General features: G+C 63.4%; 14 protein-coding genes. 7 read left to right on the forward strand and 7 right to left on the reverse strand.

Annotation, left to right across the window (positions count from 1 at the left end; all coding sequences use genetic code 11):
- The first annotated feature begins 203 nt into the window (after nt 1–203).
- The 5 genes from glgC (at nt 204) to ACUN0E_RS34305 (ending at nt 6588) form a co-directional block, all read left to right on the forward strand.
- Nucleotides 204–1469: a glucose-1-phosphate adenylyltransferase gene (glgC, locus tag ACUN0E_RS34285; protein WP_408232380.1), complete on the forward strand. Its 1266-nt coding sequence runs from the start codon at nt 204–206 to the stop codon at nt 1467–1469.
- 117 nt (nt 1470–1586) lie between these two features.
- Entirely contained in the window at nt 1587–3047 is a 1461-nt protein-coding gene (glgA, locus tag ACUN0E_RS34290; RefSeq protein WP_408232383.1) for a glycogen synthase GlgA, read from the forward strand.
- A gap of 218 nt (nt 3048–3265) precedes the next feature.
- On the forward strand, nt 3266–4132 hold the full coding sequence (gene pdxY, locus ACUN0E_RS34295) for a pyridoxal kinase PdxY (RefSeq protein ID WP_408394113.1): 867 nt from the start codon (nt 3266–3268) through the stop codon (nt 4130–4132).
- Between the two features lie 232 nt (nt 4133–4364).
- A complete protein-coding gene (locus ACUN0E_RS34300) occupies nt 4365–4826 on the forward strand; it encodes a hypothetical protein (RefSeq protein WP_121109772.1) in 462 nt (153 codons plus the stop codon).
- A 610-nt stretch (nt 4827–5436) separates the two neighbouring features.
- Entirely contained in the window at nt 5437–6588 is a 1152-nt protein-coding gene (locus tag ACUN0E_RS34305; protein WP_445569396.1) for a branched-chain amino acid ABC transporter substrate-binding protein, read from the forward strand.
- An 81-nt stretch (nt 6589–6669) separates the two neighbouring features.
- On the opposite strand, the gene ACUN0E_RS34310 is transcribed toward ACUN0E_RS34305, so the two are convergent.
- Entirely contained in the window at nt 6670–8589 is a 1920-nt protein-coding gene (locus ACUN0E_RS34310) for a DUF3857 domain-containing transglutaminase family protein (protein WP_408232392.1), read from the reverse strand.
- Nucleotides 8586–9485: a helix-turn-helix transcriptional regulator gene (locus ACUN0E_RS34315; protein WP_408394110.1), complete on the reverse strand. Its 900-nt coding sequence runs from the start codon at nt 9483–9485 to the stop codon at nt 8586–8588. The genes ACUN0E_RS34310 and ACUN0E_RS34315 overlap by 4 nt, the downstream gene beginning before the upstream one ends.
- Before the next feature lie 109 nt (nt 9486–9594).
- On the opposite strand from ACUN0E_RS34315, the gene ACUN0E_RS34320 reads away from it, so the two are divergent.
- Nucleotides 9595–10140 carry a hypothetical protein gene (locus ACUN0E_RS34320; protein ID WP_445569397.1) on the forward strand — a complete coding sequence of 182 codons (546 nt, stop codon included), beginning with the start codon at nt 9595–9597 and terminating at the stop codon, nt 10138–10140.
- 60 nt (nt 10141–10200) lie between these two features.
- Here the strand turns inward: ACUN0E_RS34320 and ACUN0E_RS34325 are convergent, their stop codons facing one another.
- Entirely contained in the window at nt 10201–10866 is a 666-nt protein-coding gene (locus ACUN0E_RS34325; protein ID WP_408232402.1) for a hypothetical protein, read from the reverse strand.
- 317 nt (nt 10867–11183) lie between these two features.
- Between ACUN0E_RS34325 and ACUN0E_RS34330 the strand changes: the two genes are divergently transcribed.
- Nucleotides 11184–11321 carry a hypothetical protein gene (locus ACUN0E_RS34330; RefSeq protein WP_408232405.1) on the forward strand — a complete coding sequence of 46 codons (138 nt, stop codon included), beginning with the start codon at nt 11184–11186 and terminating at the stop codon, nt 11319–11321.
- A gap of 282 nt (nt 11322–11603) precedes the next feature.
- Here the strand turns inward: ACUN0E_RS34330 and hutG are convergent, their stop codons facing one another.
- The 4 genes from hutG to ACUN0E_RS34350 form a co-directional block, all read right to left on the reverse strand.
- Complete coding sequence (gene hutG / locus ACUN0E_RS34335; RefSeq protein ID WP_408232408.1) at nt 11604–12425, reverse strand: N-formylglutamate deformylase; 822 nt, start codon at nt 12423–12425, stop codon at nt 11604–11606.
- 87 nt (nt 12426–12512) lie between these two features.
- Nucleotides 12513–13910 carry a formimidoylglutamate deiminase gene (locus tag ACUN0E_RS34340; protein ID WP_445569398.1) on the reverse strand — a complete coding sequence of 466 codons (1398 nt, stop codon included), beginning with the start codon at nt 13908–13910 and terminating at the stop codon, nt 12513–12515.
- Nucleotides 13911–13920: 10 nt separating this feature from the next.
- Nucleotides 13921–15144 carry an imidazolonepropionase gene (hutI, locus tag ACUN0E_RS34345; protein ID WP_408232414.1) on the reverse strand — a complete coding sequence of 408 codons (1224 nt, stop codon included), beginning with the start codon at nt 15142–15144 and terminating at the stop codon, nt 13921–13923.
- 109 nt (nt 15145–15253) lie between these two features.
- Nucleotides 15254–15886, reverse strand: coding sequence for a HutD/Ves family protein (locus ACUN0E_RS34350; protein ID WP_445569399.1), 633 nt, complete (start codon nt 15884–15886; stop codon nt 15254–15256).

The raw sequence follows: 15886 nt of genomic DNA on the forward strand, positions 1-15886 counted from the left end.
TAGCAGACGCCCCGCGAAGACGGAGCCGCCTGGCAGCACGAATCAACATCACAGACAGCACAGGACCACCCGGGGCATACTAATCAGCAACCATCTTGCATGGGACCGGAGTAAGTGCTTTGCATGGGGTCAGAGTAAGCGCTAAAGCGCCAACTCTGGCCGACAGCCAAAGCACCAACTCCGGTCGACAAAAGGAGACAGACATGGAAACTCCGGCACGGCTGAACGATCTGCAACGCACCACCCTCGCCATCGTCCTTGCGGGCGGACGGGGCACGCGGCTCGGGCCGCTCACCAACAAGCGCGTCAAACCGGCGGTGCACTTCGGCGGCAAATACCGGATCATCGACTTCGCGCTCTCCAACTGTCTGAACTCCGGCATCCGCCGCATCGCGGTGGTCACGCAATACAAGGCGCACTCGCTATTGCGTCACCTGCAGCGCGGCTGGGGTTTCCTGCGCGGCGAATTCGGCGAATTCATCGATCTCTGGCCGGCACAGCAGCGCGTGGAAGGCGCCCACTGGTACCGCGGCACCGCGGACGCGGTGTTCCAGAATCTCGACATCATCCGCTCGATCCGGCCGAAATACGTGGTGGTGCTGGCGGGCGACCACATCTACAAGATGGACTACACGCGCATGATCGCGGATCACGCGGAGAGCGGCGCGGATTGCACGGTCGGCTGTATCGAGGTGCCACGCATGGAGGCCGTGGCCTTCGGCGTGATGGCCGTGGATGAAAACCGCCGCGTGACCGGTTTCGTCGAGAAACCCGCCGATCCGCCCGCCATGCCGGGTCGCCCGGATTCGGCGCTCGCCAGCATGGGCATCTACGTGTTCAGCGCCGATTACCTGTATTCGCTGCTAGAAGAGAACATCTCGAGCGTCGACACCGATCACGACTTCGGCAAGGACATCCTGCCGCGCGTCGTCACACAGGGCACCGCGATCGCGCATCCGTTCAGCATGTCGTGCGTATCGTCGGACCCGACCGTGGAGCCGTACTGGCGCGACGTCGGCACGATCGATGCCTACTGGGCAGCCAACCTCGATCTCGCCTCCACCATCCCGACGCTCGATCTGTACGACCGCAACTGGCCGATCTGGACGTATCAGGAACAGTTGCCGCCCGCCAAGTTCGTACGCGACATGAAAGGCCTGCAAGGCACCGGCAACAATCTGATCGTGTGCGGCGGCTGTGTGATTTCCGGCTCGCAGATTTCGCGCTCGGTGCTGTCGTCGAACGTGAAAGTGAGTTCGTTCTGTAATATCAATGAGGCAGTCTTGTTGCCGCAGGTCACCGTCGGCGCGAGTTGCCGCTTGCAGAAAGTGGTGATAGACCGCGGTTGCGCCATTCCGGACGGCACGGTGATCGGTGAAGATCCGGTGGCCGACGCCGAACGCTTCTATCGCACCGAAGACGGCGTGGTACTGGTCACGCCCGAGGCGCTGCGGCAGAAGGGGACGTGATCCTTCGCCGGGACGGCAAACGAACGGAAGGGCAAAGCCGCCGCCCGTCTTGCCGCTCGGGCACACCGGATGCACACCTGATGCAAACCCCGCACTAACAGGAACGAGACCGAGCCTATGACGATTCGCGCCCTGCACGTCGCCAGCGAGCTGTATCCCCTCCTCAAAACAGGCGGCCTCGCCGACGTCGCGGGTGCATTGCCGCCCGCCCTGATCGAGCGCGGCGCCGATGTGCGGGTGCTGCTGCCCGGCTTTCCGGCGGTGGTCGCCGGCTTGACCGACTTGCGGCCGGTGGCGCAACTGGGCCGCCGTTTCGACTCGCCCGGCGTTACGCTCGAACAGGGCACGCTGCCGTCGAACGGCCTGATCGTCTACGTGATCCGCGCAGGTTCGCTGTACGACCGGCCCGGCAACCCCTATCTGAACGACGAACACGTGCCATACGGCGACAATGCGCAGCGCTTCGCCCTGCTCGGCTGGGTCGCCGCCCAACTGGCGCAGCACCTCGACCCGGCGTGGGCGCCGCAGATCGTTCACGCGCACGACTGGCATGCCGGGCTCGCGCCCGCCTATCTGAAGGCGGCTGAACGGCAGCACGGCCGCTCGTTCGCGCGCAGCGTCTTTACCGTGCACAACCTCGCGTATCAAGGCGTTTTTCCGGCGCACCAGTTCGGCCAGCTGGCGCTGCCGGACGACTTCTTCAGCATGCACGGCGTCGAATTCTATGGGCAGTTGTCGTTCCTCAAGGCCGGCCTCTACTACAGCGATCGCATCACCACCGTCAGCCCAACCTACGCACGCGAGATCCAGACGCTCGCCCAGGGCGGCGGCCTCGACGCATTGCTGCGCCATCGCTCGCACGATCTGAGCGGCATTCTGAACGGCGTCGATTACTCAGTATGGAATCCCGCCACCGACACGCTGCTCGACGATCACTACACGGTCACCCGTCTGGCCGGCAAACTGGCGTGCAAGGAGGCGCTGCAGAAGCGCTTCGGCCTCGCGCAGAAAAGCGATGCGCTGCTATTCGGCGTGGTGAGCCGGTTGACTGAGCAGAAAGGCCTCGACCTGCTGCTCGAGACGGTCCCCGAAATTGTTAAACGCGGTGGCCAGCTGGTGGTGTTCGGTACCGGTGACCCGGCGCTCGAAAACGGTTTAAAGCGCGTTGCCCACACCCATCCGGAATCGGTGGCGGTCGAGTTGGGTTTCGACGAAACACTCGCGCATACCATCGTCGCCGGCAGCGATGTGATCGCGGTGCCGTCGCGCTTCGAGCCATGCGGGCTGACGCAACTGTATGCGCTGGCTTATGGGTCGCTGCCGCTCGTGCATTGCGTCGGCGGCCTGGCGGACACGGTGGTCGACGCGTCGCTCGAAAATCTCGCCGACGATCTCGCTACCGGCTTCGTGTTCGAACGATTCGAGCCGAAGGGCCTTGCAGCGGCGATCCGCCGCGCCTTTGCGCTCTATGACCGCCGCACCGAGTGGAAGGCCACCCAACGTCGCGCGATGAACCAGGACTTCGGCTGGGGCGCCTCGGCCGAGCAATATCTGGCGTTGTATCGCGAACTCGCCTGATCCCCCACCCGTTTGATGGTTCGACGCAACAACACGGGGACGGATCGACTCGCGCATGACAAACTCATGTATTGTTTCCTGACTATGCAGATTGCGCATTTTCCTTGCACCATCTGAAACAGGAACGCCGCTTCAGGCGGCCGGCCCAAGCCGGTTCGTCACCGCGGCCACCCTTCCGTTTTCATTGATCGCGCCTGACTGTTTGCGCGGGCCACACCATGACAAAAAACGTTCTGAGCATCCAGTCACATGTCGTCTTCGGACACGCCGGCAACAGCGCGGCCGCGTTTCCGATGCGCCGGCTCGGCGTCAATGTCTGGCCGCTCAATACCGTCCAGTTCTCGAACCACACGCAATACGGCCATTGGACCGGCGGTGCGATCGAGGCCTCGCAGATGGAAGACCTCGTCGAAGGGATCGGCGCGATCGGCATGCTGCCGCGCTGCGACGCCGTGCTGTCCGGCTATCTCGGTACGCCCGAGCAAGCGCAAGCGGTGGTGGAGATCGTCAAGACCGTGAAGGCCGCCAATCCGCGCGCGTGGTACTTCTGCGATCCGGTAATGGGCGCCGCGAGCGGCTGCAAGGTCGAACCGGGCATCCAGGAATTTCTCGTGCGCACCATGCCGGAGATAGCCGACGCGATGGCGCCGAATCATACCGAGTTGCAGCGCCTCGTGGGACGCGAGATCGAGACGCTCGAAGAAGCTGTGACCGCATGCCGCGAGGTCATCGCCCGCGGGCCGAAGCTCATGCTGGTCAAACACCTACTCGATCGCAACAGCCCCGCGGACCGTTTCAACATGCTGGTCGTCACCGAGCGCGAGGCCTGGATGGGGCAGCGGCCGCTCTACCCGTTCGCGCGGCAGCCGGTGGGCGTCGGCGATCTGACGAGCGCCGTGTTTGTCGCGCGCACGCTGCTGGGCGATTCGATCCGCGCGGCCTTCGAGCACACGCTGGCCGCCGTGAACGCGGTGGTGAAAGCGACGTGGCAGGCTGGGCGTTACGAGCTGGAACTGGTGGCCGCGCAAAACGAAATCGCGCAGCCGCGTGAATGGTTCGACGCCTGGGTCGCGGACACGGCGTAGGCCGGCAGAGAGAACTTCGGTTGCAGGGAGCGATCTCGTCACGGCCTGCCTGAAGACACGCTGCTTTGGGTACGCCGGCCGCACAGCACGATCCGCCCGCGGGCCACGTAACCACGCTTGTCAGCCCGCCGTCCTATAATGCGTGCCGCGTGGGCGACGCAATCACCCGCCGCACAGCATTTTTCAGGCATCCGGGCATCCGGGCATCCGGCATTCAGCAGACGAGGCATCGATGGACGGTTATATCCGCAGCGAGCGGGAAGAATTTTTTGAGCAGTTGTGCATGAGTGTCGACGCGGACGAAGCGCACGAGCAGGAAGCGATCGAGTACTTCGAGAACCAGTTCGACCAGGCCGACTTCGATCCCGCACAATGGCTCGACATCGCGCTTTACTATTCGCCAGCGGTGGCGCGCGGCATCGTCGACATGGTGACGCCCGACGACAAGGCGCGCAGCAACATCGCTGAAGTGATCGCCGACAACCTCGACATTTCGTACGGCGAGGACGAGTGCCAGCAGTTCGCCGAGACCATCGAATTCGCGTTGAACAACGGCGTGCCGGTGGACCTCGATCTGGTGCTCGACGGCTGTCAGCGCGCGATCGACGATCTTGACACCTGGGCCGACGAAGAAACCAAAGCGCCGATCCTGCGCCTGCGTGAAGAATTGCTGCGCCAGCAAGGCGAGCATTGACGTTCTTTTTTGAATTGCTGCGCCAGCCAGCCGAACATTGACGTTGTTTTCGCTTGCGATCAGTCACATCTGGCGCTTCGACCGTTTCTCGCATTTTTGCCTGCGCGCTCACGGAAGTTGGTTTCCGCGTAAGCGCCATCGCAATCAAGCCGCCGCGTCCGCGCCGGTTTCCCGAGCGGCTTCTCAGGGCCGCCTCTCCATCGCTTCCTGAGCGGATACTGGCCGCCTTTTTTCTTAAGCATATGCGGAAATCCGCAGCCGCACGCCGCCACTGACAGGCCGACAGCCAAGGCGCTGCTCAGGCTATGCCGAAATGCTCATTCAAAGCGCCGCGAACTGCCAAGACGGTTGCAAATTGGCTTTCTATATTCGCGCCAGATTGACCGGCATGCAAACGCCATTGCGCGCGCCCAATCCCCGAATCACCCAGGGGCTTCGTTCGGGGCGGGGGACTTCCTACTGGGCGTTTTCCAGCATTGTTCGTAGCGACCGGTCGTCCGTACCCTAGATGACGCGCGCCATGCGAAGTCCGACCCATGTTTGCGCGTCGATCCAGCGTTACCGCCTTGCCGCTTTCACACCTGAACTGTCGATGGAGAGGAGAGAGACCATGAGTCTTCGCAACACGCTGAAACCGCTTGCACTGCTCGTTGGCGCTGTATTTGCGACCGCGCCGCTGGCCAGTTTCGCGGACGACCTGCCGGTGAAGATCGGCTTCGCCGCGCCGCTCACGGGCGCCAACGCCGGCTACGGGAAGGACCTGGAGAACGGTGTCCAGCTTGCGATCGAGGAAGCCAACGCGCAGAAGATCAAGATCGGCGACAAGGTCGCACAATTCCAGCTGGTCGCCGAGGACGACCAGGCCGACCCGCGTATCGGCGTGCAGGCCGCGCAGAAGCTGGTCGACGCGGGCGTATCCGTGGTCGTGGGCCACTTCAATTCGGGCACGACGATTCCTGCCTCACAGGTGTACGAGCAGGCCGGCATTCCGGTGATCGACCCGGCGGCCACCAATCCGATCATTGCCGGACGAGGCTTTGCGAACACCTTCATGGTGATTTCCACCGATGCGCAGAACGCCGGCAACGCGGGCGTCTACGCCGTCGAGGTGACGAAGGCCAAACGCATTGCGATCATCGACGATCGCACCGCGTTCGGCCAGGGCGAGGCCGACGAGTTCGAGAAGGCAGTGAAGGCACATGGCGGCACCATCGTGACGCGCGAATACACCGACAATCACGCGGTGGATTTCAGCACGCAGATCACCAAGATCAAGGGAACCAATGCGGATCTGGTTTTCTTCGGCGGTCTGGATACACAGGCGGCGGGCTTCGCGAAGCGGATGAAGCAATTGGGGCTGAACGCGCAACTGGTGGGCGGCGGCGGCGTGATGGACCAGGACTTCATCAAGCTCGCCGGCGACGCGGCCGACGGCGTGATGGCCTGGGAATACGGCCGACCGTTGGCCCAGTTGCCGGGCGGCAAGGACTTTTCCGCGAAGTTCAAAAAGCGGTTCGGGGTGGATATCCTTTCGTACGCACCGTTTGGGTATGACGGGGCATGGGCCGCGATCAAGGCGATGCAGCAGGCGAAATCCAGCTCGCCAGCGGTCTACCGGCCGGTGCTCAAAGCGATCGACTACGACGGCGTGACCGGGAAAATTTCTTTCGACAGCACCGGGGCGTTGAAAAGCGGCGCGTCCACGCTATATCAGGTCAAGAGCGGAGCCTGGGTTCCTGTCGTGACCAAGAGCGGAAGTTAAGCGTCTCTTTTTGCCCATGACGGCATGGTTGTTCGTGCTGCAGTGGCGGTGTTTTGTCACCGCCGCTGCAGCCACCTGCGCCTACTTGACGACCTTCACCACCACCTCGGAATCGAGATCCCGCTCGATCCGGACAAGATCATCCTTTACACCGGCAAACTCATCGGCGGAGCACATCTGGTGCCCAAACGCGGCGCGAAGCTGTCGCCTGACCTGCAAGACCCGCGCGACAGGATCGAACACATAGCGGGAAGAAAACTCGAAGAAACGATCCTTCACCGTGGCATCCGGCGGCACATCCGTCACACGGACGAAGCTCGGCAGCGTCATTTCCAGCGTCTCATCGAACGCTCCGCCAATACACGCCCACGGCTGCGTTCTTGAAGGCTCCGCCAGCCATGCCTGCACCTGCCCCGCCATGCCGCCGGACAAGCTCGTCAAGGCCGGCACAGCGGTCGTTCCATCGGTCCAGACAAAATGTGCCACCTGTCCCTGCATCGACGTGGAAAAAGGCCCGTCCGTGGCGGCGGCGTCGCCGGTGTGCAATTGCGCTGTGCCATGCAAGCCGGTCAACAACAGCCGGTTCGCGGCGATCTGTTGCGTGCGCTGCCGCGTTGCCCGCCGAAACGTATTGCGTTCGAGCTCCGCGGTATAGCCGGCATCTTCCACGCGATAAGCGTAGTTCGCCGCCCCGCTCTCATCGACCTCGATTTGCAGGCGCGCCGTGCGCTCGCGCAACTGGGTGGCCGGCGTGCGCGCCAACACGCCCTCGCCGACCAGCAACACCGGCCGGTCCATCACACCCGGTGGCAAATAACCAAACTCGATGCCACCCGCCGTGGTGTCGGCAAATAACGATAGCTCAGGAATCCAGACGATCGCATGATTGATCGCGCTTGCGCCGTAGCCGGGCACGTCCGGCAAACTATAGTACGGCCCGAGATTGAGCAGCACGGCCTCGCTGCGAATGCCGACCGCGGCCAATAGCGCGCTGTACAACGCGACGTGGTCCTTGCAGTCGCCATATCGGTTGCGCAGGATGTCGATTGCCTTATGCGGGACAGCCGCCGTCTCGCCGAGAAACAGCGCCACGTAGCGAATATTCAGACGCATCCAGTCGTACAGTATCTGCGCTTTCGCGCGCGGATCGCTGGCCTCTCCGGTCAGGCTCTGCGCGAGCTGGACGATCGCCGGGTCGCTCATCGTCGCGTCGTTAGCGGCCCCCCGATAACGCGCGGCGAAACTTGCGAAGTCCGGTACCGTCGACACCATCAACCGGTCACCCCAGTTCGCATAGCCCACCGCGCCCGCTTCGGGCGGCGCATATGGGCCGTGCCGGTAGTCAAACTCGTAGCGGGTGCGTCCGTTTGCCGTGACGGGCGGTAACGCAACATAGCCGCGCGCATCGGCATAAAGCGGTATGTCGGCGGGCAGGTCGAAAATCAGGCGTTGCATCTCGACGGGGTCGCGCGTCGGTTCGACCAGGTACGCGAACGTGCCGGCCTGCAAGGGCTTCGTGCGCGTCTTGCGAAACGCCAGATGCACACGCGCGCCCGGCTCGACGCCTGGAAAGATGACCGTGCGCAACACGCCGTCCTCGAAACTCGGCGCGCCCGCCGAGCGCGGCTCCTGCACGTCGCGGATCGCTTCGGGGCCGACCGGATGCGTCACGCCTTTCGGGTCGATCGTTTCCGCGCTCAGCAATTGCACCTGCTCGATGTCCTTGTTGAACCACACGTAACGTTGCGCGATATCGTCGACGCCGCTCGTCGTGTTCGCCCGCAGGACCGTGTCGTCGTGTTCTTCGACGGAGCCGTCTTTCTGGATCACGAAGAGATGGACGTCTCGCTCCATCGTCGAGGGGGAGAGGTCGTCGTTGGCGGTGCTTGAGGTGCTTGAGGCGTCTGTGGTGCTCGAGCCGCCAGCGGCATACGAGGCAGTTGCGCACACGATCAACGCCAGCGTGGCAGCCCGCTTCATAAACGCGACGCACCGCGTCATGCGCGACGCACCCTGCCCCGCGCGCGCCACACACGCGGACTCGACGCGAACTCCGCGCGAAACGCATGATTGAAATTCGACAGATCGTTGAAGCCGCAATCGAGCGCGATATCAACGACCTTCGCGCTATCGTCCTGAAGACGCAGCGCCGCTGCTCGCAAACGCGCCCGCAGCACATATTGATGCGGCGTCACGCCGGTCACGCGCTGGAACGTCCGCAGAAAATAGAACTCGCTCAGCCCCGCCGCGGCAGCGAGGCTCGTGAGCGTATGCGGTGCGCCAGGCGTGTCGTCGATCAGCCGCACCGTCTGCGCAACGCGTGACCAGGCCGCAGCGCTCGCGGGCGGTTCCCCGCGTGTCAAAGCGCCCGCCGCCTTGAGCGTCGAGACCGCCAGTTCGACCGCGAGTTCGTCCCACACCGCGTCGCCTGCGTCCGACGCGCCCGCACAGGCCCGCGCGATCAGCGATGACAACGCAGGCAGTGACGGGATGCGCGCGCGCCTGAAGTTCAGATTCCCGCTCGCGATGCCCGCGTCCGCGGCAAGCCGTTCGAAATACGCCGGCGCGTAGCGGAAGGCGAGGCAGCGATCGCCGGCCCCATGCCGATGGCCGCATTCGAAACACTCACCCGTATTGCCGAGCAGCAGCGCGCCGGAGGTGAGCAGCTCACGCCCCGTCCCTGCCCGGTAGCCGAACGAACCGGCGACCACCATCGCGATGCACACGCCCGCATGCCGTTCTTCGAACGGCTGGTCGCGTGGCCCGAAGGTGCAGAGGATGTCCGCGACATCCCAGTTCGTGCCTTGGGCCAACGGGCGCGCGGTTATGCTGCCGCGCGTGCCTTCCCGGGCCCGTTGCGCGAGCGCCTGCTGCAAAGTGACGGCAATTTTCCCCAAGATGCACCTCGGCTGAGTCCGTATCGTGGTTTTAGCACATCGGCGGCCGGCGCGGTTTTGCCCGTTCCGGCGATGGCGCTTTCACGGAACGCCCGAAGGAGCACACACGATGAACATGCTGGACGACACCCTCGACCGCGGCTTTCACGCCGCATTGGCCGCCCCGGCGCGCGCCGCCGACATCGATGCCGCCGACGACGCTTACGGTTGGCTGATCGGCAGTTGGGACATGGACGTGCTGCATTACCGCGTCGACCTTGGCAGCGCGCGCCGCCGCGGCGAGATTCATTTCGGCTGGGTACTGGAGGGCCGCGCCGTGCAGGACGTGTGGATCATGCCGCCATGCAGCGAGCGTCACACGGGGCTCGACGCCGGCGCCACGATGTACGGCACCACCCTGCGAGTGTGGGACCCAATGCTGCGGGCGTGGCGCGTGACATACATCAATCCGCAGACCGGTCAGCGCGATGAACTGATAGGCCGGCGCATTGGCCATGATCTCGTGCAGATCGGCACGCACGCCGACGGCACGCCGATTCGGTGGAATTTCACCGATATCACGAAGGATTCGTTCCGCTGGACCGGGGTCGCGCTGGCGCAGGACGGCGTGACGTGGACGCTCGAGGCGGAATTTCACGCGCGCCGCAGGTGTTAGCGTGCAGCCTCGCAATCAGGGGTTTCAAACCTGCGTATCACCGGAACCCCCGCTGCGCGCTCAATCCCCCTCCCCGATTTGCCCGAGCAACGCCTGCAACCGCTCCACATGCCTGAGCAGCAAATGCCGATGTTTTTCGATCTGCTCCAGCCGCCCGGCCAGGTCGGCCTGAATCGGGTCGTCGAGATCGGCGGCGGCGATCACGTCCTCCACCTTCGATCGCATCGATGAAAGATCCACCGGCGCATGACTCAAATGCCGCTCGAAGCGCCGCACGTCCTGCATCGCCAGATCGCGAACTTTGCGGATATGGGCCTGGCGCCGGTGTGCTTCGGCATCGAGCGTCTCTTCTTCCACACGTTTGGCCGGACCCGCCTGGCCGAAAATCGGCTCAGGCGGCCGCAGCACCGTCTTCTTGCGCACTGGATGCGCAGTGCCGCGAAACCGCGCCAGCGGCCGTTCGTTGTCGATCGCCTCGCGCGCCTTGGCCGGTATGTCCTGCTGCGTATGCGACGCGTTCATCCAGCCATTCGGCAAACCCGTGACCGCCTCGATACCGCGCACGAATTCCTCGCTGAATTCGCGCTGACCGGACAACATCAGCTTCAGGTAGCTGGCGGAAAAGGTCATCATGCGTGCCAAACGCGTCGCCGCGCCCACCTCGCGGGTCAGCAGCACCAGGTTCGCTCGCCAGACCGGGAGCAGCAATTCGTCGGAATCTTCCATCGCTGGGTCTTCCATCTTTTTGCCCGATGTATGGACGACGCGCTCACACACGTCATCGTTCTGAAAGGGTAGCCGCCTGGGCGCGCGGCGCGCAATGCCCGCGCACGCATCCTGCGACTGTCGATGTGTCGAAATTACACGCTACTGCGCGCGGCTGCCCGGGGATAAAACGCCATGAAGCGCTGCGTTTTGAGTTGACCCATGCATTCAGCCAGCGTTCCTCCGCTACGCACGCGATGTATGGCATCCTTCGCTACCGGTGCGGCACGTCTCGTGCTGTAGCCCCTGCACCACCTCAATGATTTAAGGATTCTGTAATGAAAAAAGTCATTCTTGCGCTTGCTGCGGCCATAGCCGCCCTCAGCGCGATCGCTCCCGCCCAGGCCGACGAGCATCATCACAGGGTATGCCACAAGGTGCACGTCCACCATCACTGGGAAAACCGCTGCCACTGATTGCCGCGTGCCGCCCGGGTGAGCATCAAAGATGCCCCGCTTTATGCGGGGCTTTTTTTTGAGCCGCCCGGGGCTGCGTGCCGGCATGTTCTTCAACGCTCTATAAGTTCTGCGCGAAACCGGCAGCATGCAATCACGGACACATGCTGTTACACCTTTGCGGTGCAAGGGGACGCCTCATGGCGACCTCGCGGAATGCGAAGCGCCATGAATGCTGTGGGGAAGAGTAGATGAAAAGCAACGACAGCGGCGCCGACCTGGCCGACGCGCGCGAACGATCGGTCAAGCTGCCTTGACGCGCTCCAACGCTGTCGCCACAAGTTTTTCCAGCAAGGGCTCGATTTTCACTGCCAGCGTTTCGTTGTACGCATAGGGCATCTGCTCCTCCATATACGTAATCTGCGACAACTCGAGTTGTACCGCGTGCACACCCTCCGAGGGCTGCCCGTACTGCCGCGTGATATACCCACCCTTGAAGCGCCCATTGGCGACAGCGGAATAACCGCCATGCCGCTCGACCACAGCGGCCAATTCCTCGCCTAATCCGGCCACCGCGCTGGCGCCGTTCGACGTGCCGAAGTTGAAATCCGTCAGACGTCCTTCAAAAAACCGCGGCACATGCGAGCGAATCGAATGCGCTTCCCAGAGCAACACCTTGCCGTGCTTCGCCTTCAGCGCGGCAATCTCGCCCACCAGTGCGTCGTGATAGGGCTTCCAGTAAGCATCGCGCCGACGCGCGACTTCGGCGTCGGTCGGCAGATGGCCTTCGAGATACAACGGCTCCTTGTCGAAGGTATCGACCGGCAGCAAACCGGTGGTGTCCTGCCCTGGATACAGATTCGCGCCGTCGGGCGGACGGTTCAGGTCGATCACATAACGCGCATACGTCGGCGACAGGATCGACGCGCCCATGCGCCGCGCAAACGCGTAGAGGCGGTCGAGATGCCAGTCGCAGTCGTCGGTGCGCTGCGCGACCGGCGTCATTGTTGTGGCGATATCGGCGGGGATTTGCGTGCCCAGATGCGGGATCGAAATCAGCAACGGCAGGCTTCCCTGATGCAGCGATAAAACCGGCGGAGTAGTTGCAGTAGACGAAGCAGTCATGTCAGTCCGGAATCGATAAAAGTCGAAGACTCTAGTTTACCCAGCAATTCACGCGAGCATTTCACGTCAGCAAGCCGCTTTAGCAACTCACTTGAGCAAATCGGCGAGCGCCACGCGATAGCGCGCGTACACAGCCTCTTCGTCGCGATGACGGCGGTTGTCGACAACCTTGTCGCCGCCAGCGTAGACGTCGCGAATCGGCGTCTCGCCATGCTCGCAGAATACAACGCCCGAGAGCCACGCGCCCGGCGCGTGCTCGGCGATACTCGAATGATCCGGATCGAGCACCAGCCAGTCGGCACGGCGCCCTGCCTGCAATGCGCCGACCGCACGACCCGTTGCCTGTGCACCGCCGTCGAGCGCAGCGTCGAATAGACGGTCCGCCACGTGCGCGGCGTGCGCCGAAGCCAGCACGTTGCGCTGCCGACGCGTGAGACGCTGCCCGTATTCGAGCAAACGCAATTCCGCCCGCCAGTCGACGCCGATATGGCTGTCCGAACCAATGCCGATGCGCCCTTGCGCGTCGAGATACTCTTGCGCCGGAAAAATGCCGTCGCCGAGATTGGCTTCGGTGGTCAAACACAAACCGGCGACCGCACCGCTTTTCGCGAGCGCCAGCGTTTCGTTCGCATCGACGTGCGTCGCATGCACGAGGCACCAGCGGCTGTCGACGTCGAAGCGGTCGAGCAGCCATTGCACCGGCCGCGCACCTTCGGTTTCAAGGCAGGCGTCGACCTCGGCGGTTTGCTCGGCAATATGAATGTGAACCGGCGCGCTTCGCTCGATGCCGTTCAACAATGTCCGCAACGATTCGGCCGAGACCGCACGCAATGAATGCGGCGCGACGCCATAGCGCAACGCCGCACTCTCAGAACGCGCCGCACGCAACGTGTCGAGCAGATCGAGCAGACTCTCCGGCGTATTGATGAAGCGCTGCTGATCTTCACGCGGTGCGCGTGAACCAAAACCGCTGTACTGATACAGCACGGGCAGCATCGTCATGCCGATGCCGCTGGCCGACGCCGCATCCACCACGCGCTGCGCCAGTTCCGCCTGGTTCGAATAACGACTGCCATCCGGCGTGTGGTGCACATAATGGAATTCGCAGACCGACGTATAGCCCGCTTTCAACATCTCGATGTACAGCCACTGCGCGACAGCAGCGAGTCCTTCCGGCGTAATGCGCGCGGCAAAACGGTACATCAGATCCCGCCAGCTCCAGAAATTATCGGTGGCCCCTGTGCCGGATGCGGCGCGATATTCGGTGAGGCCGGCCATTGCGCGTTGAAACGCATGCGAGTGAAGATTCGGCATGCCAGGCAATACGGGACCGGCGGCTTTTTTTACACCGTCAGGAACCGCTACCGTATCGGGCGTAACCGATGTCAGCGTGCCGTTTGTGTCCCATTCCAGCAGCACATTGCGGCGCCAGCCGTCGGGGAGATAGGCGTGATCGGCGAATAGTGATTGTTTTGCTTGCGTCATCTCTCAGGCCCTAGCTCAATTCACGCCGCGTATAAACGGTCTCGCCCGCGCGTACGACTCGTGCGCACAACGGACGCCCAATCCAGTAAGCCAGCTCGGCAAGCGTTTCCACCGACCACACCGCGAAATCCGCCGCACGCCCGGCTTGCAGCGCGCCGTGCGTATCCGCCTTGCCGAGCGCACGCGCCGCATGCGCGGTCACGCCTTGCAGCACTTCGGGCACGGTCATGCGGAATAGCGTGGTCGCCATGTTCATCATCAGCAGCAGCGAGGTGGTGGGCGATGTGCCGGGATTGCTGTCGGTGGAAATTGCGATCGGCACCTGATAGCGCCGCAGCAAGTCCAACGGCGGCAATTGCGTCTCGCGGATGAAGTAGTACGCGCCGGGCAGCAGCACGGCGACTGTGCCGGACGTTTTCATCGCGGCAACACCGGCCTCGTCGAGGAATTCGAGGTGATCCGCGGATAGCGCGTGGTGACGCGCGGCCAATGCCGTGCCGCCGCTGTTCGACAACTGCTCGGCGTGCATCTTCACCGGCAGCTTGTAGCGCTCCGCTGCGTTGAACACACGCTCGCTTTGTTCCAGCGAAAAACCGATGCGCTCGCAGAACACGTCGACCGCATCGACCAGGCCTTCGTCGGCAAGCGCGGGCAGCATCGTGTTGCAGACTTCGTCGATATACGCGTCGGCTCTTCCGGCGAATTCGGGCGGCAAGGCGTGCGCGCCGAGAAACGTCGTATAGACCGACACCGGATAGCGCTCGCCCAACTGGCGCGCGACGCGCAGCATCTTGCGCTCGTTCGCGAGATCGAGGCCGTAGCCGGATTTGATTTCGATCGCCGTGACGCCCTCGGCGAGCAGCGGTTCGAGGCGCGCGGCCGATTGGCGGAACAGCGAGTCTTCGCCGGCGGCACGCGTGGCGCGCACCGTCGAGACGATGCCGCCGCCCTGCCGCGCGATTTCTTCATAACTGACGCCCGCCAGGCGTTGCGCGAATTCATCCGCGCGCTGGCCGCCATATACCAGATGCGTATGGCAATCGACGAGACCTGGCGTCACCCACGCGCCGTGCAGGTCTTCACGCGGCCATGCGGCGTACTCGGCGGGTAATTCGGAAGCTGCGCCGAGCCATGCGATCTTGCCGTCTTCAACGGCAATCGCAGCATCGGGCAGCGTGTGTTGGGGATCGCCCTCGGGGCAGAGTTTCAGGTGATGCCAGACGGTTTGCTTCATCGCGTGCTCTTTGCAGCTCGTTGCGTGTCTGTGGTGATTCGCGGCGCGCTTTGCCAGGCGTTTGCCAGGACCTAGGCGCGGGCGCGAATCGTCGTCATCGTTGCGTTCATCACGTATAGCGGATGCTGATCGCGAGCAAGGCACCAGCGCCCTTGACCGTGCATGACAGCGTATTCGGCGTGCCGATGCGCAGTGTGTCGCCGGGCTCCAGCGCGCGCGGTTGGGCGTCGCCACCGAGTGTGACCGAAACCGAACCGCTTGCGCAGAACAACAGCACCACGTCGGCGGACACAGTGCGCTGCGTATCACCGCGCCACACTTCAGTTTCGCCCACCGCCGCGCCACGCCGGACCATCAGGTTGAAGTCGCGCGTGGCGCCGTCAACGAGGCGTGCATCGATTTGCGCTTCGCCCGCGAACTCCGCGATATCGAGCGGCTGAATCAATGCGAGCGTGTTCACGGCGTGCGTGCCGGCGTCGTCTGTTTCGTCGAGCAACATGCCCGCGCCCGACAACAACACGAGTGTGCGATCGATGCCCGCGAAACGCGAGAACGGTCCTGCTTGCGCGACATCGGCGATGCTCACGCGCCACACGAATGCATCGAGCCCCGCGCCTTCGGGGAACGCCGCGACTTCACGCGTGACGCCGCCGCCGTTCTTCCACGGCGCCGCCACGAGATCGGCGCCACGGATGAGCGTTGTGCTTGCCATGCTACCGACAAGCGTGCCGTGAAGCGCCAT

It is taken from the genome of Paraburkholderia sp. D1E, assembly GCF_052682275.1.

Coding starts and splice junctions, on each gene's coding strand:
- ACUN0E_RS34325 (WP_408232402.1), bottom strand. CDS start 10,866: ATGGAAGATTCCGACGAATTGCTGCTCCCGGTCTGGCGAGCGAACCTG.
- ACUN0E_RS34310 (WP_408232392.1), bottom strand. CDS start 8,589: ATGACGCGGTGCGTCGCGTTTATGAAGCGGGCTGCCACGCTGGCGTTG.
- hutI (WP_408232414.1), bottom strand. CDS start 15,144: ATGAAGCAAACCGTCTGGCATCACCTGAAACTCTGCCCCGAGGGCGAT.
- ACUN0E_RS34330 (WP_408232405.1), top strand. CDS start 11,184: ATGAAAAAAGTCATTCTTGCGCTTGCTGCGGCCATAGCCGCCCTCAGC.
- glgA (WP_408232383.1), top strand. CDS start 1,587: ATGACGATTCGCGCCCTGCACGTCGCCAGCGAGCTGTATCCCCTCCTC.
- ACUN0E_RS34320 (WP_445569397.1), top strand. CDS start 9,595: ATGAACATGCTGGACGACACCCTCGACCGCGGCTTTCACGCCGCATTG.
- ACUN0E_RS34350 (WP_445569399.1), bottom strand. CDS start 15,886: ATGGCGCTTCACGGCACGCTTGTCGGTAGCATGGCAAGCACAACGCTC.
- ACUN0E_RS34300 (WP_121109772.1), top strand. CDS start 4,365: ATGGACGGTTATATCCGCAGCGAGCGGGAAGAATTTTTTGAGCAGTTG.
- ACUN0E_RS34340 (WP_445569398.1), bottom strand. CDS start 13,910: ATGACGCAAGCAAAACAATCACTATTCGCCGATCACGCCTATCTCCCC.
- glgC (WP_408232380.1), top strand. CDS start 204: ATGGAAACTCCGGCACGGCTGAACGATCTGCAACGCACCACCCTCGCC.
- pdxY (WP_408394113.1), top strand. CDS start 3,266: ATGACAAAAAACGTTCTGAGCATCCAGTCACATGTCGTCTTCGGACAC.
- ACUN0E_RS34305 (WP_445569396.1), top strand. CDS start 5,437: ATGAGTCTTCGCAACACGCTGAAACCGCTTGCACTGCTCGTTGGCGCT.
- hutG (WP_408232408.1), bottom strand. CDS start 12,425: ATGACTGCTTCGTCTACTGCAACTACTCCGCCGGTTTTATCGCTGCAT.